Source organism: Streptomyces sp. NPDC048644, from assembly GCF_043199105.1.
In the GTDB taxonomy this organism is placed as follows: Bacteria; Actinomycetota; Actinomycetes; order Streptomycetales; family Streptomycetaceae; genus Streptomyces.
Genome location: NZ_JBICVO010000008.1, coordinates 223,204 through 246,896, shown reverse-complemented (window position 1 = coordinate 246,896; position 23,693 = coordinate 223,204). Strand labels below are relative to the sequence as shown.

Annotated in this window: 22 protein-coding genes and 1 pseudogene; 4 read left to right on the top strand and 19 right to left on the bottom strand. The window is 70.6% G+C overall.

The features are described from left to right. The first annotated feature begins 27 nt into the window (after positions 1–27). From ACGFNI_RS20360 to ACGFNI_RS20350, 3 genes and pseudogenes are all read left to right on the top strand, one after another. Positions 28–720, top strand: coding sequence for a response regulator transcription factor (locus ACGFNI_RS20360; protein ID WP_393685604.1), 693 nt, complete (start codon positions 28–30; stop codon positions 718–720). Further along, positions 717–2,132, top strand: coding sequence for a sensor histidine kinase (locus tag ACGFNI_RS20355; protein WP_393685603.1), 1,416 nt, complete (start codon positions 717–719; stop codon positions 2,130–2,132). Before ACGFNI_RS20360 ends, ACGFNI_RS20355 begins: the two co-directional genes overlap by 4 nt. A 358-nt stretch (positions 2,133–2,490) precedes the next feature. Next, positions 2,491–3,381 (top strand): annotated as a pseudogene (locus tag ACGFNI_RS20350) (chitinase); the annotation flags it as partial. Positions 3,382–3,418: 37 nt separating this feature from the next. On the opposite strand, the gene ACGFNI_RS20345 reads toward ACGFNI_RS20350, so the two are convergent. From ACGFNI_RS20345 to ACGFNI_RS20330, 4 genes are all read right to left on the bottom strand, one after another. Beyond that, a complete protein-coding gene (locus tag ACGFNI_RS20345) occupies positions 3,419–4,294 on the bottom strand; it encodes a carbohydrate ABC transporter permease (RefSeq protein WP_393685601.1) in 876 nt (291 codons plus the stop codon). A 43-nt stretch (positions 4,295–4,337) separates the two neighbouring features. After that, the gene (locus ACGFNI_RS20340) at positions 4,338–5,309 is read right to left on the bottom strand and encodes a carbohydrate ABC transporter permease (protein ID WP_393685599.1); all 972 of its coding nucleotides are present in this window, start codon (positions 5,307–5,309) and stop codon (positions 4,338–4,340) included. Between the two features lie 28 nt (positions 5,310–5,337). Beyond that, positions 5,338–6,642 carry an extracellular solute-binding protein gene (locus ACGFNI_RS20335; RefSeq protein WP_393685597.1) on the bottom strand — a complete coding sequence of 435 codons (1,305 nt, stop codon included), beginning with the start codon at positions 6,640–6,642 and terminating at the stop codon, positions 5,338–5,340. A 211-nt stretch (positions 6,643–6,853) separates the two neighbouring features. Beyond that, complete coding sequence (locus ACGFNI_RS20330; protein WP_393685595.1) at positions 6,854–7,789, bottom strand: helix-turn-helix domain-containing protein; 936 nt, start codon at positions 7,787–7,789, stop codon at positions 6,854–6,856. Between the two features lie 117 nt (positions 7,790–7,906). Here ACGFNI_RS20330 and ACGFNI_RS20325 point away from each other — a divergent pair, with 117 nt between their 5' ends. Continuing rightward, positions 7,907–8,557 (top strand): NAD(P)-dependent oxidoreductase, encoded by a 651-nt coding sequence (locus ACGFNI_RS20325; protein ID WP_393685593.1) that lies wholly within the window; start codon positions 7,907–7,909, stop codon positions 8,555–8,557. A 672-nt stretch (positions 8,558–9,229) separates the two neighbouring features. On the opposite strand, the gene ACGFNI_RS20320 is transcribed toward ACGFNI_RS20325, so the two are convergent. The 15 genes from ACGFNI_RS20320 to ACGFNI_RS20250 all read right to left on the bottom strand — a co-directional run bounded on the left by ACGFNI_RS20320 (position 9,230) and on the right by ACGFNI_RS20250 (position 23,600). After that, positions 9,230–9,607, bottom strand: a complete 378-nt coding sequence (locus tag ACGFNI_RS20320; protein ID WP_393685591.1) for a hypothetical protein — start codon at positions 9,605–9,607, stop codon at positions 9,230–9,232. A gap of 208 nt (positions 9,608–9,815) precedes the next feature. Beyond that, positions 9,816–10,220: a hypothetical protein gene (locus tag ACGFNI_RS20315; RefSeq protein ID WP_393685589.1), complete on the bottom strand. Its 405-nt coding sequence runs from the start codon at positions 10,218–10,220 to the stop codon at positions 9,816–9,818. Then, positions 10,217–10,735 carry a hypothetical protein gene (locus ACGFNI_RS20310; protein ID WP_393685588.1) on the bottom strand — a complete coding sequence of 173 codons (519 nt, stop codon included), beginning with the start codon at positions 10,733–10,735 and terminating at the stop codon, positions 10,217–10,219. The genes ACGFNI_RS20315 and ACGFNI_RS20310 overlap by 4 nt, the downstream gene beginning before the upstream one ends. 212 nt (positions 10,736–10,947) lie before the next feature. Further along, positions 10,948–11,193 carry a hypothetical protein gene (locus ACGFNI_RS20305; protein ID WP_393685586.1) on the bottom strand — a complete coding sequence of 82 codons (246 nt, stop codon included), beginning with the start codon at positions 11,191–11,193 and terminating at the stop codon, positions 10,948–10,950. A gap of 338 nt (positions 11,194–11,531) precedes the next feature. Further along, the gene (locus ACGFNI_RS20300; RefSeq protein WP_393685584.1) at positions 11,532–11,930 is read right to left on the bottom strand and encodes a hypothetical protein; all 399 of its coding nucleotides are present in this window, start codon (positions 11,928–11,930) and stop codon (positions 11,532–11,534) included. Further along, entirely contained in the window at positions 11,927–12,304 is a 378-nt protein-coding gene (locus ACGFNI_RS20295; protein ID WP_393685582.1) for a DUF6415 family natural product biosynthesis protein, read from the bottom strand. The genes ACGFNI_RS20300 and ACGFNI_RS20295 overlap by 4 nt, the downstream gene beginning before the upstream one ends. Positions 12,305–12,383: 79 nt before the next feature. Continuing rightward, on the bottom strand, positions 12,384–13,559 hold the full coding sequence (locus tag ACGFNI_RS20290) for a helix-turn-helix domain-containing protein (RefSeq protein ID WP_393685580.1): 1,176 nt from the start codon (positions 13,557–13,559) through the stop codon (positions 12,384–12,386). A gap of 151 nt (positions 13,560–13,710) precedes the next feature. Next, positions 13,711–14,004 carry a hypothetical protein gene (locus ACGFNI_RS20285; RefSeq protein ID WP_393685578.1) on the bottom strand — a complete coding sequence of 98 codons (294 nt, stop codon included), beginning with the start codon at positions 14,002–14,004 and terminating at the stop codon, positions 13,711–13,713. Continuing rightward, positions 14,001–14,252, bottom strand: coding sequence for a holin (locus tag ACGFNI_RS20280; RefSeq protein ID WP_393685577.1), 252 nt, complete (start codon positions 14,250–14,252; stop codon positions 14,001–14,003). Before ACGFNI_RS20280 ends, ACGFNI_RS20285 begins: the two co-directional genes overlap by 4 nt. A gap of 4 nt (positions 14,253–14,256) precedes the next feature. Next, a complete protein-coding gene (locus ACGFNI_RS20275; protein WP_393685575.1) occupies positions 14,257–15,159 on the bottom strand; it encodes an N-acetylmuramoyl-L-alanine amidase in 903 nt (300 codons plus the stop codon). A gap of 26 nt (positions 15,160–15,185) precedes the next feature. Continuing rightward, positions 15,186–17,057: a hypothetical protein gene (locus ACGFNI_RS20270; RefSeq protein WP_393685573.1), complete on the bottom strand. Its 1,872-nt coding sequence runs from the start codon at positions 17,055–17,057 to the stop codon at positions 15,186–15,188. A gap of 13 nt (positions 17,058–17,070) precedes the next feature. After that, positions 17,071–17,277 (bottom strand): hypothetical protein, encoded by a 207-nt coding sequence (locus tag ACGFNI_RS20265; RefSeq protein ID WP_393685571.1) that lies wholly within the window; start codon positions 17,275–17,277, stop codon positions 17,071–17,073. Then, positions 17,274–18,749 carry a hypothetical protein gene (locus tag ACGFNI_RS20260; protein WP_393685569.1) on the bottom strand — a complete coding sequence of 492 codons (1,476 nt, stop codon included), beginning with the start codon at positions 18,747–18,749 and terminating at the stop codon, positions 17,274–17,276. The genes ACGFNI_RS20265 and ACGFNI_RS20260 overlap by 4 nt, the downstream gene beginning before the upstream one ends. A gap of 3 nt (positions 18,750–18,752) precedes the next feature. Beyond that, entirely contained in the window at positions 18,753–20,003 is a 1,251-nt protein-coding gene (locus ACGFNI_RS20255; protein WP_393685567.1) for a hypothetical protein, read from the bottom strand. Positions 20,004–20,006: 3 nt separating this feature from the next. After that, the gene (locus ACGFNI_RS20250; RefSeq protein ID WP_393685566.1) at positions 20,007–23,600 is read right to left on the bottom strand and encodes a hypothetical protein; all 3,594 of its coding nucleotides are present in this window, start codon (positions 23,598–23,600) and stop codon (positions 20,007–20,009) included. Positions 23,601–23,693: the final 93 nt, after the last annotated feature.

Here is a 23,693-nt window from a genome sequence, read left to right as displayed (position 1 = left end):
TCGCCCGTATGGCGTACGGTGCCGCCCATGGCAAGTGTGCTCGTCGTCGAGGACGACCAGTTCGTCCGCTCGGCTCTCATTCGGCATCTGACCGAGGCGTCCCACACGGTACGGAGCGTCGGCACCGCCCTGGAGGCGCTGCGCGAGGTGGCGCACATCGGGTTCGACGTGGTCATCCTCGATCTTGGCCTGCCCGATCTGGACGGCGCCGAGGCCCTGAAGATGCTGCGCGGCGTCACGGACGTACCGGTGATCATCGCGACCGCCAGGGACGACGAGGCCGAGATCGTGCGGCTGCTCAACGACGGTGCCGACGACTACCTGACCAAGCCGTTCTCCGTGGAGCACCTCTCGGCCAGGATGGCGGCGGTGCTGCGCCGCGCACGGGGCGGCGCGGCGGGCGCCGACGCGCCGTCCGGGGTGGTCAGGGTCGGCGGGCTGACGGTGGATCCGCTGCGCCGCCGGGCCGCGCTGGACGGCGTCGCGCTCGATCTGACCCGGCGGGAGTTCGACCTGCTGGCCTTCCTCGCGGGCCGGCCAGGCGTCGTCGTCCCCCGCAGGGAACTGCTCGCCGAGGTCTGGCAGCAGTCCTACGGCGACGACCAGACCATCGACGTCCATCTGTCGTGGCTGCGGCGGAAGTTGGGGGAGACGGCGGCGAGCCCCCGGTATCTGCACACGCTGCGCGGGGTGGGTGTGAAGCTGGAGCCGCCCCGGTGAGATGGGCGCTCGTGAAGGTGGCGCTGGCGGTCACGGTCATGGTCGTGGTGGCCTTCGCCGTCCCGCTCGGCCTGGTCGTCAAGGAGATGGCGGGCGACCGCGCGTACTCCAACGCCGAACGGCAGGCCGCCACCATCGGCCCGGTGCTCGCCATCACCACCGACCGCACCCAGCTCGAACGCGCCGTCGCCAGCGCCGAGACCGGCCCCGGCGGCCGGATCGGCGTCCACGTCCCCGCGGGCGGCAAGGGCGCGCGGGCCGCCGAGATCGGCTCCTGCCGTGCCGCGCCGCGGGACGTGGCGTCCGTGATCGACCTCGGCCGCGCCTCCATCGCCCCCGTACGGGGCGGCTCCGTGCTGCTCCAGCCGACCGCCGTCGCCACCGGGATCGCCGTCGTCGAGGTCTACGTGCCGCACGCCGCGCTCACCAACGGCGTCACCACGTCCTGGCTGGTGCTGGCCGGTGTCGGGCTCGCGCTGATCGCCGGCTCGGTCGCGGTCGCCGACCGCCTCGGCACCCGCATGGTCCGCCCCGCCGAGCGGCTGGCGGGCGCCGCGCACGACCTCGGGACCGGCAGCCTCGGCGTCCGCGTCCCCGAGGAGGGCCCCAAGGAGCTGCGGTCCGCGGCCGTCGCCTTCAACTCCATGGCCGACCAGGTCGTCCAACTGCTCGCCAACGAACGCGAGTTGGCCGCAGACCTGTCGCACCGGCTGCGTACGCCGCTCACCGTGCTCCGGCTGAACGCGGCCTCACTCGGCGAAGGTCCCGCCGCCGACCAGACCAGGGCCGCCGTCGAACAGCTGGAGCGCGAGGTCGACCAGATCATCCGCACCGCGCGCGAGCAGAAGGCCCAGACCCGGCAGGCGGCGGCAGCGGCGGGCTGCGACGCGGCGGAGGTCATCCGCGAGCGGATGGACTTCTGGTCGGCGCTCGCCGAGGACGAGGGGCGCACGGTCCGGGTGGCGGGCATCCACCGTCCGGTACGCCTGCCCGTCGCCCGCCCCGACCTGGCCGCCGCCCTCGACGCGATGCTCGGCAACGTCTTCCGGCACACCCCCGAGGGCACCGCGTTCGCCGTCGACGTGCACCACGCGGGCACGGCGGGCAATGCGGTGATCGTGCTGGTCTCGGACGCGGGGCCCGGCATCGACGACCCGGCCGCCGCGCTGCGCCGCGGCCACGGGGGCGGCGGCGACGGCTCCACCGGACTCGGCCTCGACATCGTGCGCCGGCTGGCCGAATCGACCGGCGGTGATGTCCGCATCGGCCGCTCCGTACTCGGCGGCACCGAGGTACGGGTGTGGCTCGCCCTGGACGGCAGGGGGCCGCGCGGCGCCGCCCGGCGCGGCAGCGGCCACCGGCTGCGGCGTCCCCTGTGCGGCCGAGGGAAACGGGCCGCCCGGCGGGCGTGAGGGCAGGCCGGACGGGGTGGTCCAGGCCGGTCCGCGAGCGGGCCGCGAGCGCCGTGTGAGCCGGGTTCTTAACCGGCCCCTTCCCCTCCCTTAAGCGGTCCATAAATCCGCCAACCACCGCACAGAACCAGGCATTTGTCCGTTTCCTGATCGCTAGCGTGCGGGAACGCATCCCCGTCCCCCCACGACGACAGGCAGGCTCGCCATGAGTTCCTCGGTCCACCGCCGGCGCATGAGCCGCACCACCAAGCTGATCTCGACCGCCGCCGCCGTCACGGTCGCCGCGGGCGGCGCGTTCGCCGTCGCGGGCACGGCGACGGCGGGCAACGCCCCGCAGGCCACCGACGCGCCGAAGGCCGCCGCCTTCGCCCCGTACGTCGACACCTCGCTCAGCCCCGCCTACGACCTCGCCGACACGGCGCAGAAGACCGGCGTCAAGCACTTCACCCTCGCGTTCGTCACCTCGGGCGGCGGCTGCGACCCCAAGTGGGGCGGCGGCGGTGCGCTGGACGACAACCCGGTGGCTCGGCAGATCCCCGGCCTGCGGGCGGCCGGCGGCGACGTCCGGGTCTCCTTCGGCGGCGCCAACGGCTCGGAACTGGGCCTGGCCTGTGAATCGGCCGACGCGCTCGCCGCCGCGTACGGCAAGGTCATCGACCAGTTCGAGCTGACCGCCGTCGACTTCGACATCGAGGGCGGCGCGCTCCCGAACACCGAGGCCAACACCCGCCGCGCCCAGGCCATCGCCCAGCTCCAGAAGAGCCACCCCGGCCTGGACGTGTCCTTCACGCTGCCGGTGATGCCCGAGGGCCTGACCCAGGACGGCGTGAACCTCGTCGCCGACGCCAAGAAGAACGGCGTCAAGGTCTCCACCGTCAACGTCATGGCGATGGACTACGGCGCCTCCTACGACGGCGACATGGGCACCTACGCCACCCAGGCCGCCACCGCCACCCAGGCGCAGCTGAAGAAGGCGCTCGGTCTTGACGACGCGGCAGCCTGGAAGGCCGTCGCCGTGACGCCGATGATCGGGGTCAACGACGTCCAGAGCGAGACCTTCACGGTGGACGACGCGGCCGAACTGGTGGCCTTCGCCAAGGAGAAGCACCTGGGCGCGCTGTCCATGTGGTCATCCACCCGCGACAAGGCGTGCGAGGGCGGCGCCCAGAACTCCGCGCAGCCCACGTGCAGTTCCATCGAGCAGGGCCCGCTGGACTTCACCAAGGCGTTCGGCAAGTACACCGGCTGAACCGCAGGGCCGGCGGGTCCGGGGTGCCCCGGGCCCGTCAGCCCTTGACCGCGCCCTGCATGATGCCGCCGACGATCTGCCGGCCGAAGAGCAGGAAGGCGAGCAGCAGCGGGAGCGTGCCGAGCAGCGCGCCCGCCATGATCACCGACTGGTCGGGGATGTAGCCGCGGCCCAGACCGGTCAGCGCGACCTGCACCGTCGGGTTCTCCTGGGTGAGCGCGATGATCGGCCAGAAGAAGTCGTTCCACGCCTGGACGAACGTGAGCATGCCCAGCACCGCCATCGCCGGGCGGGCGGCCGGGAAGACGACGTGCCACACCACCCGCAGGCTGCTCGCCCCGTCCATCCTGGCCGCCTCGACCAGCTCCGTCGGCAGCGCCTGGAGCAGGTACTGCCGCATGAAGAACACCCCGAAGGCGCTGACCAGCGTCGGCAGCACCACCGCCTGGAGGTGGTTGGTCCACTCCAGCTGGGCGATGGTCATGAACAGCGGGACGACACCGAGCTGCGGCGGGATCATCATCGTGCCGATGACCAGCAGCATCAGCAGGTTCTTCAACCGGAAGCGCAGCTTGGCGAAGGCGAACCCGGCGAGCGTGGAGAAGATCACCGTGCCCAGCGCGATGGTGCCCGCCACCACCGTCGTATTGGCCAGCGCAAGACCCATGTTGGCGTCGGACCAGGCCGTGCCGAGGTTCTTCAGCAGATGGGAGCCGAACCAGAAGGGCGGCGGCGTCTGCGCCAGCCGCCCGTTGTCCCGCGAGGCCGCGATGGCCGTCCACACCAGCGGGAAGAGCGAGCCGACGGTGAACAGCACCAGCACGGCGAGGGCCACGGGGCCGCCGCGCAGCGTGCGGCCCGCCCCGCCGCGCCTCCTCCGCCCACCCGTCCCGGCCCTGCGCGATGCCCTCACTCCGCCTCCTGGTCGCTCGGAATCCGGCCGTCCGCCCGGCAGTTCACCGGTCCGCACGCAGCCGCCGGCCGACCAGCGCCGCGATCCCCGCGATCACCAGCAGGATCAGGAACATCGCCCACGCGACGGCGGAGGCCCGGCCGAGATGGAAGTTGAACCAGCCCTGCTCGTAGAGGTAGAGCCCCAGGGTCTGGAACTGGTGCGCGGCGCCGCCCTTCTGGCCCGCCGCGCCGCCGAACAGCAGCGGCTCGCCGAACAGCTGGGTCGCGCCGATCGTCGATACGACCACCGTGAACAGCAGCGTCGGCCGCAGCGAAGGCACCGTGACGTGCCGGAACTGCCGCCACGGTGACGCGCCGTCCAGCGCCGCCGACTCGTACAGGTCCTTCGGGATGGCCTGCATCGCCGCCAGGTAGATCAGCGCGTTGTAGCCCGTCCAGCGCCAGATGACGATCGAGGAGACCGCGAGCTGCGATGACCAGGTGCCGCTCTGCCAGTCGACGGGCGCGATCCCGGCCGCGCCCAGCACCCAGTTGATCATTCCGTAGTCGCGTCCGAAGAGCAGCACGAAGACCAGGGAGGCCGCGGCGACGGACGTGGCGTACGGGGTCAGCAGCGCCACCCTGAAGAACGACGCGCCGCGCATCCGCTGGTGGAGGAGGTGCGCGAGGCCCAGCGCCATCAGCAGCTGCGGCACCGTCGACAGCACCCCGAGGGTGAAGGTGTTGCGCAGCGCGTTCCAGAAGAGGTCGTCGTCGAGCAGCCGTACGTAGTTGTGCAGCCCGGCCCACTGCATGTCGCCGGGCGCCGACAGCTCCACCCGGTGCAGCGAGGCCCACCCCGTGTACAGGAGCGGGAACAGGCCGAACGCGGCGAAGAAGAGGAAGAACGGCGCGATGAAGGCGTACGGGCTGTAGCGCACGTCCCAGCGGTAGCGGCGGCTGCGCCGGGCGCGGCGGCGGGCTCCCCTGTCGTCCGCGGCCTGCGCCGCCGCGGCCTGCGCCGCGCCCGTCACCCGTCCCCCCGGCCCGGTGCGGCGCCGCTCACCCGTCCACCGCGCTCTGGATGTCCTCGACCGCCGCCTGCCAGCCCGCCTGCGGCGACTTGCCCTGCTGCTCGACCTGGAGCACGCCGACGTCCGTGAACGCCTGGGTGATCTGCTGGTCCTTGGGCCCGATCCGCAGCGTCGGAATGCCCTTGGCGGCGGCGGAGAAGATCTCGCCGGTCGGCGCGTCACCGAAGTACGGGTTGCGGGCGTCCTTCACGGCGGGCAGTTGGTAGGCGGCGGGTGTGCTGGGGATGCTCGCCTGCTCGGCGAAGACCTTCGCCTGCTGCTCGGGCCGGGTCAGCCAGACCGCGAGCTCGACCGCTTCGGCCTTGTGCCGGGCGGCCCGGGGTACGGTGATGAAGGAGCCGCCCCAGTTGCCTGGCCGCGGCGCGGGAGCCACGTCCCACTTGTCCTCGCCCGCCGCCCCGGACTTCTCCTTGATGTAGCCGAGCATCCAGGGCGCACAGGCCACCGTCGCGAACCTGCCGTTGGCGAACGCCTGGTCCCAGGGTTTCTCGAACTGCTTGAGCCGCGCGGTCAGCCCGCCTTCGGCCGCCTTGACGGACAGCCCCCACGCGTCCTTCACCGCCGGGCTGTGCTGGTAGATCAGCTTCCCCTTGGCGTCGTAGAAACGGTCGGTGTAGCCGTTGACGACCGCGTTGAACAGCCCGGATGCCGAGTCCATGAAGACCGTCCCCTTGGGGGCCTTCTTCCGGTACGCGGTGCCGGTGTCCACGTACTTCTGCCAGTCGCCCGCCCACAGCTTGCCGACCTCGTCGCGCCGGGTGGGCAGCCCTGCCTTGCGGAACAGGTCCTTCCGGTAGCACAGCGCGGTCGGCCCGATGTCCGTACCGAGCCCGACCGTCCGGCCGTCCGGGGCGGTGGCCTGCGCCCACTTCCAGTCCAGCCAGCGCTTCTTGTCGACACCAGGGGCCCCGGACAGGTCCTCGAACTTGTCGGTCTGGGTGGTGACCACCTCGTTGATGTTGTTGACCTCGACGGCCTGGATGTCCGACAGGCCGCTGCCCGCCGCGAGGTGGGTGAGCAGCTGCGGGTAGTAGATGTCGTTGCGCTCGATCACGTTTTCCTTGATCGTGACATCCGGGTGCAGCTTCTCGTACTCCTTGTAGAGACCGGCCTGTTGATAGCCGAAGACGCCGAAGGTGCCGACGCTGATGACGGTTTTGCCTCCGGCGGCATCGGCGCCGTCGTCGGCGCAGCCGGCGAGCAGCGCGGCACCGAGAGCGGTGACCGCGGTGAGGATCACTACCGTGCGGGACGTACGGGAACCGCCGTGCATCTGCGTCCTCCTGGTGCCCTGACGACGTACCTGTGCGTACGAGAGATGTAGGGATCCCGTTCCGGGAGCGCTTCCAGCTGTGATGAGGTGAAGAGTCACCTCAACCCCCGGTGGTGTCAAGGGAGTACGCACCAACTCACGCCACAGCTCACCCCGGCGCCCCCGTCGCACAGGGCGCCCCAACTCACCCCGGGCGGCGCCGTGTTCCCGCTCAGGGGCGGCCGGCACCCGCGAGCGCCGCGACCCCCGTGCTGCCCCGTACGGCCTCCCGGAAGGCGATCGGGGTGGTGCCCGCGTGCCGCTGGAAGAACTTGGTGAAGTTGGTGGCGTCGGCGAAGCCGAGACGGTCCGCGATCCGGGCCGCCGACCTGTCGCCGTGCGCCAGCAGCCGCTTGGCCTCCAGCACCACCCGGCGGTCGATGAACTCCTTCGCCCCGATCCCGGCCGCCGCCTCGGTGGCGCGGGACAGGGTGCGCGGCGCGTACCCCAGCGCCCTGGCGTAGTCGGCGACCCGCCGGCTGCGCGCGAAGTCCCGCTCCACCGCCTCCCGGAACCGCAGGTACGCCTCGCTCGCCTCACAGACCGAACCGTCGGCGGCGTGCGCCGGAGCCTCCAGGTGCGCCACCCGCAGCACCAGTACGGCCAGCAGGTGCCGCAGCACGTCGAGATGCGTCTCCAGCGGCAGCCCGCCCAGCACCCCGAACTCCCCGTGCAGTTGCCGCAGCGCGTCCTCCGTACGACGGGCCGCCGCGCCCTCCGGATGCCGCACGGCCGGCCCGTACCAGTCCTCGATCCGGGCCGCGGTCGCCGTCGCCGGATCCAGGAAACCCGACTCGAACAGCACCAGCCGCCCCTCGGCCCCGGTCAGATCGCCGAAGTGCTGCACCTGCCCCGGCCGGGACCACAGCCAGTCGCCCGCGGTGATGGTGTGCTCCCGGAAGTCGACGGTGTGCGTCAGGCGTCCGCTGTCGACGGTCAGCAGGTGGTGGAAGCCGGGGCGGTGCGGGGTGGCAAGACCGCAGGCGTCGGCGCGGTCGCGGAGTTCGGCCAGCGTCATCACCTCGACCCCCGCCGGCCGCCCGGCGGGCGCGGCGAACGGGACCTCCCGGATATCGGCACCCGCCCCCGCCTGTCGCATTTTGACCATCACCCGTCCCATGTCTACCCCGAAATGTCCCGCTGGTCCCTCTAGCGTAGAAGACGTCAGCGCGGCTGATGACGGAAAACGGAAGTCCTCACCGGACCCAGCACCCCAGGAGTCACCATGTCCACGATCGCGATCTTCGGCGCCAACGGCACCATCGGCAGCCGCATCCTCCAGGAGGCCCTCGACCGCGGCCACCAGGTCACCGCCGTCGTCCGCGACCCGGCGAAGATCACCACGAGCCACCCGAACCTCACGGTCACCACCGGCGACATCCTCGACCCGGCATCCGTCGCCGCCGTGGCCAAGGGCAAGGACATCTTGGTCAGCGCGGTCGGCGGCGGTGACGGCCCCGGGCACGTCGCCACCATCGAGCCCGCAGCCAAGGCGCTCGTCGCCGGCCTGCGCACCCTCGGCGACGCGGCCCCGCGGCTGATCACCGTCGGCGGCGCCGGCTCGCTCCGCAAGGCCGACGGCACCCTGGTCTGGGACGCCGAAGGACTCCCCGAGTTCCTGCTCCAGATCATGCACGCGCACGGCGACGCGCTGGAGTACTACCGCACCGTCAGCGACATCCGCTGGACCAACCTCAGCCCGGCCGCCACCATCGAGCCCGGCGAGCGCACCGGCAGCTACCGCACCGCCGTCGACGACCTGCTCACCGCGGCCGACGGCAGCAGCCGGATCTCCGCCGAGGACTACGCGGTCGCCCTCGTCGACGAGATCGAGCGCCCGCAGCACACGGGCGAGCGCTTCACCGTCGCGTACTGAGCGCACCCCCAGCGCACGGCGCCCGACAACACGCAAGGCCCCCGACCGAAGTCGGGGGCCTTGACGTTGGGGTGAGTAACGGGACTTGAACCAGTTCTTTGACCCTATTGTGACCTGCACGGATGCAGAAATTCGGGCAATTCAGTGACATTCGATGTCGCTCATTGACGCTCGACAGCGTCAACTGCGGGGTGGTGCTCCCGTGGGAACACGTCCGGGGCGCGGTGGCCCGGCGGCCGGGGCGGTGAGTAGAAAACTGCCCTACCGCGACCGGCGCATGCGAGCCACTGGCGAGTCGAGCGGGGCTGTCTGAGTCGGCACTGCTCGGCAGGGGCGTTCGTGGGCGTAGTCGACCGTCGGCGGTCCCGACGGTCGGTCATGGACATACCGGAGGTACGGCTCGTCACGCTCGATCGGCGTCTGGCATCGGCAGCAGATCATGGGGGTGTCCTTTGAGGGTGGTCGTGTGTCCGCTGGTCTGCATCGGCGGATGAAGGCAGGGCCACGGCGGCGACTCTTCACAGCGACAGGAGGAGCACGGCGGCCAGGAGGGCGGGCAGCCCAGCTAGTACAGCCCAGCCGGCCAGGCTGATGCGTACCGCCGCAGAGGCATAGCGCCCTCCCCGCTCATCACTTGGGTATTCGGTCATTCGAACTCCGTAGAGGGTCCGGTCAGGCGGACATGTAGTCGCCCAGGAGTGCGTTTTGCACCTTGGCCTCCAGCTCCTGGATGCACGGCTCGCAGAGGTGCAGAGGGGCCGTCGCGGTGGCCCGTTCGACGACGCCGACCCAGAGCGTCGGCACGAGGCGGGAGCATCGCCAGCAGTCCGCGTCGGCCCATCGGCGCCGTCCCGGCAGGGGCCCGTGCCCGCTTGCCCCGCCGCGCAGGTGCCAGGCGCGCAGCTTGTTCTCGACATGGTGGATGCATGCCTCGCAGGCGTGCAGTGCGGCGTGCTGACCATCCCACTGCACCGGCCCGAGCCACAGCACCTGGACTCCGGTGCGCTGACACCACAGCCAGCAGTCGCCAGTCGTCCATTGCCGGTCCACGGGTTGGGCCCTCCCTCAGTTCTCTGACCAGAGCGGAGTTACAACTCCCAGGGCGCGGGCCCCCTCCCGAATGGCGATGCCTGGAGTGCCTTCGTCTTGCAGTACCGCTCGTGGGCGTACTGGATCAGCGGGGCGCCTGTCGGCCGGTCGTGGACGATTTCGCGGCGCCTCTCGGAATTCCGGATTGGCTCCTGGCATCGGCAACAGTTCACGGTGTGGGTCCTTCGTGCTTGATCGGGCGGTTGCCCACGCGGAAGGCGTCGGCGCGGCCGGCGCGGGGGTGCGTCTCGACGGTCCTGTCCCGCAACGGTTGCTTCGGCGTGATCTCGCAGGCTGCGCAGAGCTTGAGATACCAGCCGGGGCCGGAGGCGGAGTGCTGGTAGGTCTCGATGACGCCTTCGGTAGTGCCGCAGGTGTCGCAGCGGCCGGTGGCTTCGGCTGCCGCTTCATGAACCCAGGCGACGGCGCCGGCGACGACGTCCTCGGGGATGTGGGGCTCCGCCCGCCGCAGGGCGCACGGCAGGCACAGGGTCAGCTGCGGCGCGTCGTCCCGCTCGGGGAGGGTGTGGACATCTTCGGTGGTACCGCAGGTCTGACAGACGGGAGCCGTCATGGGCACCCCCAGTCGTAGCCGGGGCCGGGCGGGCGGAGGTCGCGTTCGTCTGCACATGTTCGATGCACCGTGCCGTGCTCCTGGTAGCTCCGGCGCCACCTGCCCATGAGGACGGTGACCCGGTCCTCGGGCCACAGCGGCTCGCAACACAGCGGGCACTTCTTGGCGGGCTCGCCCTGGGGCAGGGTGATCACCCCGATGCCCCCGGCGACCCAGGCTTCGAGCGACACGTATCCGGCCGACCTCCCGGGCGCCACCCAGTAGGGATACCCGTGCTCGGCGCGACGGTCCGCCTCCGGGACAGCGAATTCGGTGCCGGTTTCCGGACGTGTGATGTAGCGCTCGACGCGACGCCACTCCCACCGGTCCGACCGGGTAGTGCTCCGCAGGTACAGCCAGGTGGCGCGCTCCTCATCGAGGATGTACGCGTGCTGGCTCCCTTTCGTGGCGTATTGCCTGGCCTCTGCGGGGATGCTGACGGCCGCCCAGGGGACGCCCACCGTCATCGTCAGCACGCCGGAGCCCGGCGGCGGCGACCAATCCGGTAAGCGAAAAGAAGGCTGCTCCACGGCGGAGGGACCTTTCGTTCGTTGAGTGGGCGCCCCATTCATGGACGCCGGAGGTTGGGTGCTCCGGCCGCCCCCTCGGGGGTGAAGGCGGCCGGAGCGGGCCCACCCCGGCCGCCTCTTTCACGAGCACGCCGGAGGTGGGGGTCATGGGTTCGGGCCTACGGGGCGCCGGGGCGCACGAGACGCAGGTGCCGCCCGTCGCCACCACGGGCGGTGTCCCGCCAGCACGTGCGGCAGGCGTGGAGGACGAGGCCGGGGCCGCTTTCCGATATGAGGGCGTCGACCTCGATGCCGGAGCGGGTCGGGGCGTCGCAGTAGTGGCACACGGCGACTGGGCCTTGATGGGCTGCGTCGGCGAGAGGTCCGACGACGGCCTCCACGGCATCGCGCAAGGCCGCCGGCATGGTGAACAACCTGCCGTGCCCGGGGAGTCGGAGCCAGCGGGTGCCGTCGTGGTGCCCTTCCCGGCCGGGAACCGGCAGCTGATCTCCGGGCTGGTGGACTCTCAGCCCCAGGGCGCCAGTGAAGGGCCAGTCTGCCGCGCCTCCGGGCGGGACGAGCCACAACATGCTCCGTAGGCACGTGTCCACCCAGACCGCCCCGGTGCGGTCCCCGAGGGCAGCGAGGACATGGAGCCCCCAGTCGTGCGGGACGGCGACGGCTCCTAGGGATTCGTCGAGTTGGAGAACGTCGAGCGGAGCAGCCGGCAGGAGCCGGCGTAAGAGAGCGGGAGGCACCTCGGTCACGTCGCAGCACCCGCCATCCACGGCGCAGTATCCGTCAACGCGCCGAACGTGGTGGCGGTGTGGCCGCCGGCGACGGAGACGCAGCGCTGGAAGGCCGGCCGAACGGTGTGGTCCGCGGTGAGGCGGTCCCAGTTGTGCACCAGGCACACCATCGGGCGGCCCAGCGCACGACCATCGGCCGCCATCTGCCAGACGAGACTTTGGAACTCGGGTCGGTCCAGCGGGAGTTCGCCGAGAGCGTCGGAACCGCGGTCCACCCAGACGCCGACGATATCCCCCCCGTACTGATCCACGGTGTTCCGGCAGCCCAGCAGTCGCTGGTCCAGCAGCCGCCGGGAGCGGTACGCGGCGGTTCGGTCGTAGACATAGACGCACGGGGTCAGGGCGCCCCTCATGCGGAGCCAACCGTATGACAGGCCAGCAGCCACTGGCAGTCGCAGGCCAGCTGCTGCACCTGGACATTGGCCAACAGCGGCCCCGGCGAGAGCTCGCGGCGCGTTTGGGTCTCGATACCGTCGAGACGGACCGTCAGCTGATGCGCCTCGATACTGCCGGGCCGCACGCCAAGGATCGATTCCCGCACCAGGGGCAGCAGCAACCCGATGTGGCCACGAAGAAGCTGCTGCAACTCCAACAGCGTTCTGCGGTTCGGTCGCTTCGCCGCCAGTCGCACGGTCCAACGGATCGTTGCCGTGATGATCTCCGCGTCAACCGGCAGGCCATCCCGGACGGGGATGGCCATCGCCACCTGTGCACGCTCGGTATCCATGCAGCGAAGGTAGGAGCCTGTGACCTACCACTCAATGGCACTTTCCCGAGCCATCGCCTCGAAGTAACAACGCTTACAGCTACAGCGGAACCGCCAAAGCGTCGGCGAGATCACGCATCTCCGGTGTCAGCGTCCGGCGCTTCGCCACTACATCCGCCAGGATGTCTTGCGCGTATCGCTGGCTGCTCAGCCACTCTGGCGCCGCAAGTCGCACTTCGGACAGTGTGTCCACGGCTTCGCCGTACTGGCGCAGCATCAAATGGGCCTTGGCTACGTCCAGTCGATGACGGTGATATTCGGTACTGGACCGCTGGCTCCCCTTCTTCCCGGCCAGCACCAACACCTTGTCGGGCTGATCCAGGACGATGTGCCGCTCGGCCGCCTTGTACCCCACCGTCACAGGTCCCCAGGTGGCCAGCCGATCGCTGCCACGCGGCAACTCCCGCCCGGTCATCACCGCCACGGCCCGCGCCAGCCGCATGGTGTCCTCGGCCTCTCCATGCCGGTTGTCACGCAAGTTGGCGGCCGATGCCTGCAACAGGAGCCACCCCCACGCGGCCAGTTCCTCTGGCGTCGCCCGCGACATCCGAGGCTCGGCGTCGTCCGCCCAGCGGGTCGCCAATTCCCGCGAGGCACGCAGCTTGCCTTGTCGGACGAGGAGCCAGCTCCAGGTTGTGATGACCGACGCGCCGCGCAGACGGTCTGGGGCATCGTCCAGGGCACGCTGCAACGCCGTCTCCGCGGCGTCGAACTGGCGAACCTGAGTCAGCACCGACCCTGCGATCTGGAGGAGATGCGCGCGCAGGCCCCGGGCTTGGGAAGAATCTCCCAACGTGTCTGCGTCCCGCAGCAGCGGAGCCAGCAGCTCCGACAGCTCCCCGAGACGGCTACCGAAGTAGGCGCCGCGCACGGCGGGGAGGAGTGCCCGGACCCCTTGCACCGTCGCTTCCTCGCCTTGCGCTTGCGCTGGTACGGCCACCTGGACCGCGAGCTGGAGCGGGCGCCAATGCTCGGTCGTGTCGGCCTGGGGCGGTTCGTCATCACGTTCCAACAGGCTGCTGGTGGTGATGCGCAAGGCGGCAGCCAGCTTGTGGGCTGTCTCCACGCGGGTACGGGCGACCTTCTCCTGCTCCAGCAGACGGATGAGAGAGAGGGACACAGTGGAGGCTTCGGCAAGTCCTCGCTGAGTCAACCCCCGGCGCTTCCGCACCTCGCGGAGGCGTGAACCGATGTGCATGTCAGCATGCTCGGGCATAATGAACTCCACTCGTTCTGACCTAGACACTCAGAACGGTACCCCCGGCCGGCCGGGGGCAGTACTAGAGAACGGCCCCCGCAATATGCGGGGGCCGTCTTGGTAGTTGGCGCATCCGGCCTCGACCGGACGATTCACGGCATCCTGCGGTTCAGCGCGCGGCGATCTCGTACGCGGTCAGCAGCAGCGCGGCAAGTCCCGTCAGAGCCCCTACGGCTGGAAGCGGCCACCGCCCTCGCTGTAAAACTTCCACCGTGGCCCGCAGTTCGGCCAGCTCCGTCTCCGTGTCCGTCCGCAAGGCCGTGACGTCCCGCTCCGTACGTTCCGACCGAGATGCCATGACGGCGAGCGACCCTTTGATCTCCGCGAGCCCCGTCGCGATCTCCCCGCGCAACTGCGCGAGTTCTACCGCGACGGCCGCCTGCGGCTCCTGCTGGGGCGTCACTCGCGGACCGCCGTGCGCGGCCCCCGCACGGTCTCCGTGATGCCGGGGCCGCCACCGGTGCCGGTGCCCGAGGTCGCCACCGCGGTCAGCAGCGCCAGGACCGCGGCCATCCCCGCGGTGGACAGCGCGTCGACCCACGGGGCGTCCAGGATGCCGACCTCGTTGGCGCCGAGGATCGCCAGCAGGGCCTGGGCGAAGGTGCGGACGATGCGTTCGAAGGTCGCGCCCCAAAATGCCAGCTCAGTCATGGTGTTAGCCCTTCACGTCGAATCCGTGCTTCGCCCCGAGTTGGGCGAGACTGGCCCTGCCGGGGATGCCGTCCGCGTCACGGCCGGCGTACCCGAGGCGCCGCTGCCACGCGGCGTAGGCGGCGACGGTGTCGCTGCCGAAGTGCCCGTCAAGGCGACGCTTCGCGAGGAGGCCGGCATCGACGAGCGCGGCCTCCACCGTCCGCACCCCGCCGTACGTGACCGGCGCGCCCGACCGCGCCGGGTCCGACCGCGCCGCGGCCACGAGCCGGGACAGGGAGACGGACGGCCGGGAAGGCGCCGGCGGTGAGGTCGGCGCGGTGTGCCCGAGGCGTGCGGCGATCCGGGCGCGCATCGCGTCCATGGTGAAGCCGCGCGGATCGACCTTCCCGGGCTGCCACTCCAGGTGACCTAGGACGGACCGGGCGCCCCAGCCGTGCGCGCGGCAGATGGCCGCCGACACCTTCTCGATCGCGGCCAGTTGAGCTTCAGGCCACGGGTCCTTGCCGTCCCCGAGGTTTTCGCACTCGAACCCGTAGAAGACGCGGTTGCCGTCGGTGTTCGCCTCGTCGTCGTGCGGCAGCTTCCGTTCGGCAATCACGGCGGCGAGGACGTCGCCATCGCCGAGGCCGGCATGGTTGGCGCGGCCGTAGCCGACGAGGTGAACGCGGCCGTCCTTGGCGATCACGCCGTGGGCCAGCGGGCCCGGGAGGGCGCTGTGCCCATCGCGCACTATCTGCACGGTGCGGGCTGTACCGGAGGTGACGGTGTGGTGGATCATCACGCCGCGCACTGGGCCCCACGCACCCTTGCGGTTGTGGGTGCGCCAGTTGCCCTCCTCGACGACGGTCACCCCCTCACTGCGGAGGGCGGCGAGGAAACGGTCAGCGGACAACGGGTTGGACATGCGGAACTCCTGAAGAAGGGGCGGGGTCAGCCGCCCACGCGCGACGACATGTTCTTGACCTGGGCTGCGAAGGGATGTGCGGGCTCCCCGGCGAAGCTCTCCTCCTTCTCCAGGAAGAAGAAGCTCCCGCGGTACTGGGTGTCGGCGGTGGTGACGGTGTGGCGGGTGCCGTCCGCCGTGATCCGCGTGAACGTGATCTTGTCCGGTTGGACCCGGAGTTCGTAGTCGTTCCACACGTTCGCGGCGATGGCCGGCGTCGACTTCGTGGCCAGGTACTCGACCGGGTCGGTCGCGGAAGGCCATTTCGCCAGACCGATCTCCCCGGTGGTCCGCTGGTACGCCCGATACATCGTTTGCGGGCCCACGGGGTACTTGAGAGGGTTCAACTCGGCGTTGTTCTGCGCCCACGCGTACGGGTCGAGGTCTGTCTCCGCACCAAACAGCAGGCCCATCTTCGCGGCCTGCGCACCCGCACCGGGAAGCGAATTCCAGCGCATCGCCCACGTGATCGTGTAGTCCGTGGGGTCCTTCAGTGGGCACAGCCAACCGACGAGGACCGACGGCCGACCTTGCCCATCGCCGAAGTTGGCGGGCAGGATCAGCCCCTGCTCCGCGGCATCCGTACGGCCGCGAACGTACCCGCCGGTGGAGAGCACATCACGGTGGTCCGTGCGGTATGTCAATTGGCCGGTGCCCATGCGGCGGTGCTCCCATGGGTCGTACTCGGCGCGGTAGTCGTAGCCGCCCTCCTGCGGGCCCCGGCAGTAGACCGGGTCGAGGACGTACATGCCCCGGAGCCCCAGCGACGCAGCGCGCGCCTTCCAGCCCTGTCGGCTGTTGCCCCACATCAGGACTTGCAGTCCAACGTCCTTGTACGCCTTGAAGACGCTGTTGTGGTACAGGTCGTCGAGGATGACCCACGTCGCCCCCGAGGCCACTACGTCGGCCGCCGGGATCGGCACCGTCTTGGAGGCGTACGTCGTCGCGAGGGGCGGCACGATGCACGTGGTGATCCCTGCATGCGTCACCGTCGTCGCGGACTCCAGCTCGCGCACCGCGATGATCGCCCACGGCTGCGCGCACTCCTGGAGGACGGCCCGGATCGCCCCGCGGATGTTCACGGCCTCCGACACCTCCGCCGTATCCGACGGATGGCACTGCAACATCGCGACCGACTTCCCGCCGATGCGCCGCAGCATGTCGGTCAGCAGCGGCTGGTGGTACCGCTGCGCCAGCCACCCGTACCACCCGCCCCGCCGGTCGCTGCGCGGCGCGCCCTGCGGACGCTGGTAGCTGATCGGATCGTTCACGTCGCCCGCGTAGTTGTACGTGCTGGCGACGGTGCCCGCGGACAACTGCCGGATGTCCTGCGTGACGTAGATCGACGACCTGCCGTCGGTGATCTTGCAGTCGTCGTAGTCCGCCACCACGCCCACGTCGTCGGCCGTCGTGGCGACCGACATGCCGATGATGTCGACCTGGTGGGCGACGCAGTAGTCGACCCCGTACGGCGACGAGTACGGGTTGTGCAGCCCCGCGAGCGCGTACGCCCCGATCACGTCCGGCGCGGCCGGCAGCGAGTCGATGGTCCGCCCGCACGACTCCGGGGACGGCGCGCCGCCCGCGGTGTCGAGGAGGCCGCCGTCGGAGCCGAACCGCAGCGTCTGACCCGCGTCCCGCGACAGCTTCGCCTGGATCTTCCCGGTGCCCTTGTCGTACGTCAGACCCGGCCCGAGGTTCTGCGCCACGCACGCGGTGATCGCCTCGCAGCCGGTTTGCCCGTCCTGCCCGAGGCTGATCAAGTACGGCTGCTGTACGGAGCCGTTGCCGGTCACCGTGATCGGGGCCGCGCCGCGCACGACGCACGAGCAGCTGCCCGAGCATCCGCATCTCGCCATGGTTCTCTCTCCTTCAGGTCCCGGGCGCCGGGATGGGCTCCCGGTGCTCCTGGCCGGACTCGTCTACGAACTGCCGGTACCACTGGCCTCGGACGTTGAAGATCAGCTCGCCGGACATCCCCGAGCCGTCGGCCGCGGCCCGGCCGAGGGCGCGTTGAGAGGCGACAGCCGCGCGCATCGCGCGCTGCCCCGCTCGCTGCCCCGGCGCCGTGATGCTCATTGCCCGACCTCCTCGTCGATGTCGGCGAGCGGCACGAGGGTGATCGCGATCTTCTCGCCGCCCTCGGACCACGAGCCCTCCACGTCCGTGAGGGCGAATCCCTGGGCGACAGGCGTGCAGTAGGTGTCCGTCACCACGTCGATGCGCTCGCCCGGTACCAGTTCCTCGATGCGGATCGGCGCGCGGGGGGAGAGCTGGCTGCCGTCCGGCACGCTGATCGCGATGGGTGCCGGGTACCGGCCGGCCAGAGCTTGCCGAGCGGCCTGCCGCAGGTCCGCCGCATCGGTGTCCTGGCCCTGGACCTTGACGAGGGTGTCGAGCCGTCCGTACGCCGTGCCGGTGCGGCCCGTGCCCACGGTGAGGCCGTCCTCGATGTCCTGGTCCTGCTGGCTGGTGGCGAACGCATAGGTGGCTGCCGCGGAGCCGTCCTTGATCAGCTCGACGTCACCGAGGACATCGTCCAGAGTGAGGCGCGCGACGGCGCGCGTGCTGCTGGTGGGCGACATGCGCAGCAGCAGGGACCGGCCCACCGCGGTCCAGGTGAGCCCGCGCTTCGCCAGCTCTCGCCAGATGTCGCCGACGTACGCCGTCCAGATCGCCTTGTTGTGCGTGCCGTCCTTCTCGAACTTCACCACCTGGGACGGATCGCGTCGTACGACGCAGTCCATCAGCCCGGCGTAGTCCGGCGGCGTGCTCAGGCTCGACTCCACCATGTTGAGCCGCAAGATGTTCCACGCGATGTACGTCACCGGCGCCCGCTTGCGCCCGGCGGCATCCGGCTGGGCGTCTACGTACCGGATGCGCCACGTATTCACGAGCCGATCGAGCCATGCGGCCACGTCCTGCGCGTCGATGGTGACGGCGCCTCGCCGCTCGGTGATCTTGCTGATCGGGCCCTGCCAGACGAGGTCGCCGTCCCGGTAGATCGTCAGCTCGTGGACCCACGGCTCCACCAGTCCGAGGGCATCGCAGCAGCCCTGCAAGTCCGCCTTGGACACGACGATTTGGGCGTCCGACGTATCGCGCAGGGTGCGACTCCACGTGCACGTCGTCAGCCGATCCAGCGCGGCGATACCCGGCACCGGCCGCGCGCCGCCGCGCCAGTGGATCGCCGCGGTGTACCGCTCCGGGCACCCCAGCTCCCGGGAGCCGCCCGCGACCGCGCCGGTGGTGGGCGGGTTGCAGCCCTCCGGCGGCATGTACTGCACCGGCCCGGCCGTCGTCTCCTCGGTGAGGCTGTCGGTCCGCGTGATGACGTACTCGTAGACCACATCGGTGCAGGACGGCAGCGCCGTGTCGGTGAAGACGTCCTCGCCGGTCAGCGAGCCCTGCACGCCCGAGAACAGCACTACGTCGACGCCGCCCGCGTGGCGGGTGATGGACCAGGAGATGACGCTGGGCGACGACGGCGTGAGGGCGGTGAGCGTGACGTAGCCAGGGCCGACCTCGGCGTCCAGGCGGATCTCAGGCATGCGTCACCCCATGTCCGATCGAGGCACCAGCAGCACCCGGGCACGAGCGTCCGACGCGGTGTGCTCCAGCCGGGACCACACCTCGATGCAGAGCCCCGTGGGGCATCCGAACGTCGGGTACTGGAAGACGGACCCCTGCGGCCCGTAGACCGTGGGCGTGGCCGTCGACGTGCCGATCGGCTCCTGGGGGCATTCCACGACGGACCGCTGAACTCGGCCGTCCACGGTCAGCGAGGAACCGCGCGGCAAGTAGCTGATGTTCACGTCGGTGCAGGCGTTGCAGGGGTCGTTGAAGTCCCCACACGGGTTGTTCTGCGGGTTGGCCCAGAACCGGACGACGAGCCGGCGCATCTCCGTGGAGCCGGTCTGCACTTCCAGGACCGGCACCGTCTCCAGCCAGCTCGGCTGCTCCAGCGGCGACACCTGAATCCGCGTCCGCCGGAAGTCGCTCAACCCCGTGGGGTAGCAGGGACTCACCGGGGCCGGCGGCCGAGGCGGGAGTGCCGGCGGCGGGCACAGCGGGTCGTCCAGGCACGGCCGCGGCGTGAGGCACTGCTCGTAGACCTGATCCGGATCGAAGTTCGGCACGATCTCGCCGCTGCCGAGCGACACCCAGCCATCCGACCGCGTGACCAGCGGCTCGCGGTAGATCCACGGCGTACCGGCGGCAAGGCTGAAGGTGACGGTCGCGAGCACCGAACCGCCCGCGAGGTACTGGGTTTCGGTGACCTGCGGGCCGTCCAGGAGGCCAACGTCGTAGAGGTGCCGCAACTCGCGGTCCCCGTCGACCGGGCAGCACGAGAAGAGGCACATTTCGTCCCCGCTGCACGCCCCCGTCCCGCAGGCGGCGCCCTGGAGGGCGGACGACAGCCACTCCAGGCCGTACGACAGCGCGCACTCCTCTGCGGCGATGAGCAGCACGGTGTAGGCGATCTCCCGGTGCTGGCGGCGCATCGGGCCGAGCGCCGCGCCGTCGCCGATGAGCTGAGTCGGCTCACGGCTGATCGGCGAAGAGTCGAACCCGGCGACGGACAGCCCGAGGACACCGAGGAGGCCGGTGGACTCCGGGACCGCGGCGTCGTACCACGGCGCCTCGTCCGTCACCGGGTCGAGGTACGGCATGTCGCCGACCGCCGCTGCGATGTCCGGGCACGGATCGCACCGCACCGGCACACCGCGCGCCCGCGCATACACCGCGGCGCGGGCGGAGTTGACGATCTCCGTCCCCGCGAGGTCCATGTAGTCCGCGAGCACCTGCTACACCCCCGCCGCTCGGGCGATCTGCCCCTGGAGGTGCTGCGCGAGCACCATCGGATCGGACATCCGGCTGTTGATGGTGAAGTTGTTCGTGATCTGCGTGCCGCCGCCGGCGCCCTGCCGCGCAAGGAGGTCCAGGAGGCCGGACTGCTGGGCGAGTTCGGCGGCGCGCCGGGGGCGGGTGAGGGGGATGACGACCTCGGGCCCGGCCTCGCCGATGAGCGCAGGGGTGGCCATGTGGACGATGCCGCCGTTCGCGAAGGGAAGGAGATCGCGGACCGCGCTCGGCAAACCGGACTTGATCTTGTTGACGATCGTGCTGCCGATGTTCCCGAGCGCGTTGGCGATCCGTCCCGGCAGCGACGTGAAGAGGGAGGCGATACCGGAGATGAGCCCGCCAACCGCCGAACGCACCGCGGCCCACGCCCGGCTGAAGACGCTCGCGATCCGTGACCCGACTGACGACAGAGCCGATCCGATTCGCCCCGGCAGCGCAGCGAAGAAACTGACCACCGAGGACCCCAGGGACCGCGCAGCGCCCAGGGCGGAGGAGCCGGCCGAACGGAACATCGCAGCGACACGACCGGGCAGCGCGGCCAGGACGGACCCGATCCGGCCAGGAAGCGCGGCGAAGAAGCTGATGGCGGAGGAGATGAACGACCTGATGGCGGACATCGCCGAAGAGAACGCGCTGCTGAAGAACGAGCCGATCGTGCTGCCCAGGCTTCCCAACGCTGAGACGATCTTCCCGGGTAGCTCCGTGAACGCATAGATGACGCCAGCCAGGGCGGTCAGGACGACGATCCCCAGACCAGCGACGGCTGACGTGAACGCGTCGTACAGCACCCCTGGCAATGCCTGGATCGCGGAGACGATCCGGCCCGGCAAGGCGCTGAAGAAGCCCACCACGGAGGACACCGCGGACGACACCCCGGAGGTAATCGACTGCCACAGGCCCGAGAAGAAGCTCCCGACCGTCGAGCCGAGGCTCCCCAGCGCGGAAATGATGCGGCCAGGTAGCGAAACCACGGTCTGCTCGAAAGTGGCGAGCGCCCCGATCACGCCGGCGATGACGCCCACGATCTTCGCCACGATCGGCACCACGATGTTGATCTGGGCCCACCCTGCAAACGCCGCAGCCACCCGCAGAACAGGCGCGACGAGTTGGATCAGCATGGAAAGCAGGGGAGCCACACTGACCAGCAGGTCCCCGATCGGCGGGATCACCGGCACGAGCGCGGCGACCATCTGCTGGAACCCGTCGATGATCGGCGGCAGTACCGGCATCAGTGCCTTCAACGCCTGATTCACCAGCGGGACCAGCGCATTCATCACCTGCACAACCACGCCAGCCAGCGCCTTGAACACCGGCACCAATCCGCTGACGATCCGCCCCAGTTGAGTGCCCAGCATGTTCGCGAACTGCGTCAGTACCGGGATCAGCGGGTTGATCGCGTTGAGGACGCTGGTGATGATCTGCCCGAGTGGGCGAAGCAGCGGCGTCACGATCTTGAGGGCAGCGCCGAGGACCGCCCCGAAGAGCCTGCCAACGTTCGCCAACACGGGGGCCAGCGCGGTCATCACGGGCACAAGCGCACGGATCGCGGTGCCCAGCGTCTGCCCAAGCTGCCGGGCAACCGGTCGGAGCGCGGCGCCGAGCTGCGTGAACGCTCGCGAGATGACCGGCAGGATCTGCTGAAGGCTGCCTGACAGCGCGGCGATCAGTGGCCGGAGAGCTGCCGTCAGAACCTGAATCGCAGTGCCCAACACGGTCTGGATGAGCTGGGCGATCTGCGTGATCACCGGTAGCAGCGGCTGGATCAGCGCCCGCAAGCTCTGAAGCGCCGGCCCGAGCGCCCCCAGTACGCCACCACCGCCGGCCGCCAGGGCTCCGAAGACATCGGAGACGATGCCGCCGAGCGGCGCGAGAACGGCACCGAGCTGACGGAATACCGTGATGGCGCCTGAGACCCAGGTCACCGCCTGCCCCGACTGCGCCGCCCGAGCCATGAAGTCGCCGAGGCGCGCCGTGAGGTTCGCCATCGCCGCCGCTGCCCGGCCGCCGAAAGCCTGCGCGACGGCTCCGCCCATCGCGATGAATCCCTGGAGGAGCCGCTGCACCGCCGGAGCCAGGGCGTTGAGCATGCTCCGCACGGCCGCGAACACGTTCCCCAGGGCAGCTACAGAGCCCTGCGCCCGTACAGCCGCCAACGATGCCGAGGCGATCCGCCCCCACCCCGCAGCTACCCCGGCCATGGCCGACCGCAGCGGACTCAGCGCCGCGGCCGTCTTGGTGATGTCCCCGGCGAGCTGCCCGAAGAAGGCGTCCTGCACCGACCTCTTCAGCTGCTCTACCGCGGGCTGTAGGGCGTGGAGTTCACGTGCGACGGCCTGAGCCCGCGGCGAGAGGTCTTCCAGCGCCTCGCTGAACGCCTGCGCGTCGTCGCCGAGAGCGGCACCGAACGCGTCGCCGACACCGCTCAACGCGACCCGCAACGAGGCGAATGCGGCGACGGCACCGAGGAGCGTCGTCGGCGTCGCCGCCAGGACCCCGACGGCCGGCAGGAGCTGACTGGTGAATGCCGCCACGCTCGGGGCGAGCGCTACGAGTACGCGTCCCAGGGAGAGCAGACCGCCCTCCGCCGACGCCGCGCTGGATCCCAGCTGGCTCAGCCCGTCCGAGCCGCCGCCCAGGCCCCGCAACCCACTGCCATCCGCCCGGACAGGAACCGTGAGCGGCGTCAACCGCAGCCGCGCCAGATCGGCCCGCAGCCGTGCAACGTCGGGCCGGACACGGATGATGACGACGACGCGCCGCACGGCGCGCTGGATGTCCCGCTGGAGCCGCTGTGTGTTCGGCTCTACCCGGACCTGTGCCGTAGCTCCACGGAGCGCGCGAGCGATCTGGGCCCGCATGCGCCTGGCGTCGGGAGTCACGCGCACCTGCGCCGTCATGCCCCGCATAGCCCGAGCCAGCTCGGCGCGGAACCGGGCCGTGTCCGGACTGACCCGCACCGTCGCCGCGAGGCGCCGAAGCTCTCGCCGGAGCGCCGCCTGGAACCGGCTTGCATCCGGGGTCACTCGTACCGTCACGGGCGGCAGGCCGCGTACCTCACCAGCCAGGGCCTGGCGGAATCCAGCGGCGTCCGGCACGACACGCACTTGCACCGGCGGCATCGACCGCGCGGCACGCTGCACCTCGGCGGCGAACCGGGCCATGTCCGGCTCGACGCGGACTGACACCGCCTCCAGGGCCCGTAGGTCCCGGCGCAGCTGCGCGGCGAACTGACCGGTGTCCGGCGTGACGGACACCGAGGCCCGTAGCCCACGCAGGCTGCGCCGGAGCTGAGCTTCGAACCGGGCCATGTCCGGCGTGATGCGGACCTCGGCGGTGACGCGGCGCAGAGCCCGCTGGAGGTCACGTGCGATCTGCCGCCCTGCTCGTACGCCAGTGGTGCGGAGTGATCGCTGGAGGGCATCGTCGAGGGCCTGCCCGCCGTCACGGCCGGCGCGCGCAAGGTCGGCGCGCAGCTCGGCGGCGTAGGCAGCGGTGTCGGCGGTGATCTGGACGGAGGTACGGCCGACCTGCGGCACGGCTGGCACCTCCGGGCATGCACAGCACCCCGGTATCTCGGGGTGCATGCCCGGCCCACCAGCCAGCGGCTACGCGACGAGGATAGAGGCGCG

Coding starts and splice junctions, on each gene's coding strand:
- ACGFNI_RS20260 (WP_393685569.1), bottom strand. CDS start 18,749: ATGCCTGAGATCCGCCTGGACGCCGAGGTCGGCCCTGGCTACGTCACG.
- ACGFNI_RS20290 (WP_393685580.1), bottom strand. CDS start 13,559: ATGCCCGAGCATGCTGACATGCACATCGGTTCACGCCTCCGCGAGGTG.
- ACGFNI_RS20275 (WP_393685575.1), bottom strand. CDS start 15,159: ATGTCCAACCCGTTGTCCGCTGACCGTTTCCTCGCCGCCCTCCGCAGT.
- ACGFNI_RS20280 (WP_393685577.1), bottom strand. CDS start 14,252: ATGACTGAGCTGGCATTTTGGGGCGCGACCTTCGAACGCATCGTCCGC.
- ACGFNI_RS20315 (WP_393685589.1), bottom strand. CDS start 10,220: ATGACGGCTCCCGTCTGTCAGACCTGCGGTACCACCGAAGATGTCCAC.
- ACGFNI_RS20360 (WP_393685604.1), top strand. CDS start 28: ATGGCAAGTGTGCTCGTCGTCGAGGACGACCAGTTCGTCCGCTCGGCT.
- ACGFNI_RS20325 (WP_393685593.1), top strand. CDS start 7,907: ATGTCCACGATCGCGATCTTCGGCGCCAACGGCACCATCGGCAGCCGC.
- ACGFNI_RS20270 (WP_393685573.1), bottom strand. CDS start 17,057: ATGGCGAGATGCGGATGCTCGGGCAGCTGCTCGTGCGTCGTGCGCGGC.
- ACGFNI_RS20300 (WP_393685584.1), bottom strand. CDS start 11,930: ATGAGGGGCGCCCTGACCCCGTGCGTCTATGTCTACGACCGAACCGCC.
- ACGFNI_RS20335 (WP_393685597.1), bottom strand. CDS start 6,642: ATGCACGGCGGTTCCCGTACGTCCCGCACGGTAGTGATCCTCACCGCG.
- ACGFNI_RS20330 (WP_393685595.1), bottom strand. CDS start 7,789: ATGGTCAAAATGCGACAGGCGGGGGCGGGTGCCGATATCCGGGAGGTC.
- ACGFNI_RS20265 (WP_393685571.1), bottom strand. CDS start 17,277: ATGAGCATCACGGCGCCGGGGCAGCGAGCGGGGCAGCGCGCGATGCGC.
- ACGFNI_RS20295 (WP_393685582.1), bottom strand. CDS start 12,304: ATGGATACCGAGCGTGCACAGGTGGCGATGGCCATCCCCGTCCGGGAT.
- ACGFNI_RS20305 (WP_393685586.1), bottom strand. CDS start 11,193: ATGCCGGCGGCCTTGCGCGATGCCGTGGAGGCCGTCGTCGGACCTCTC.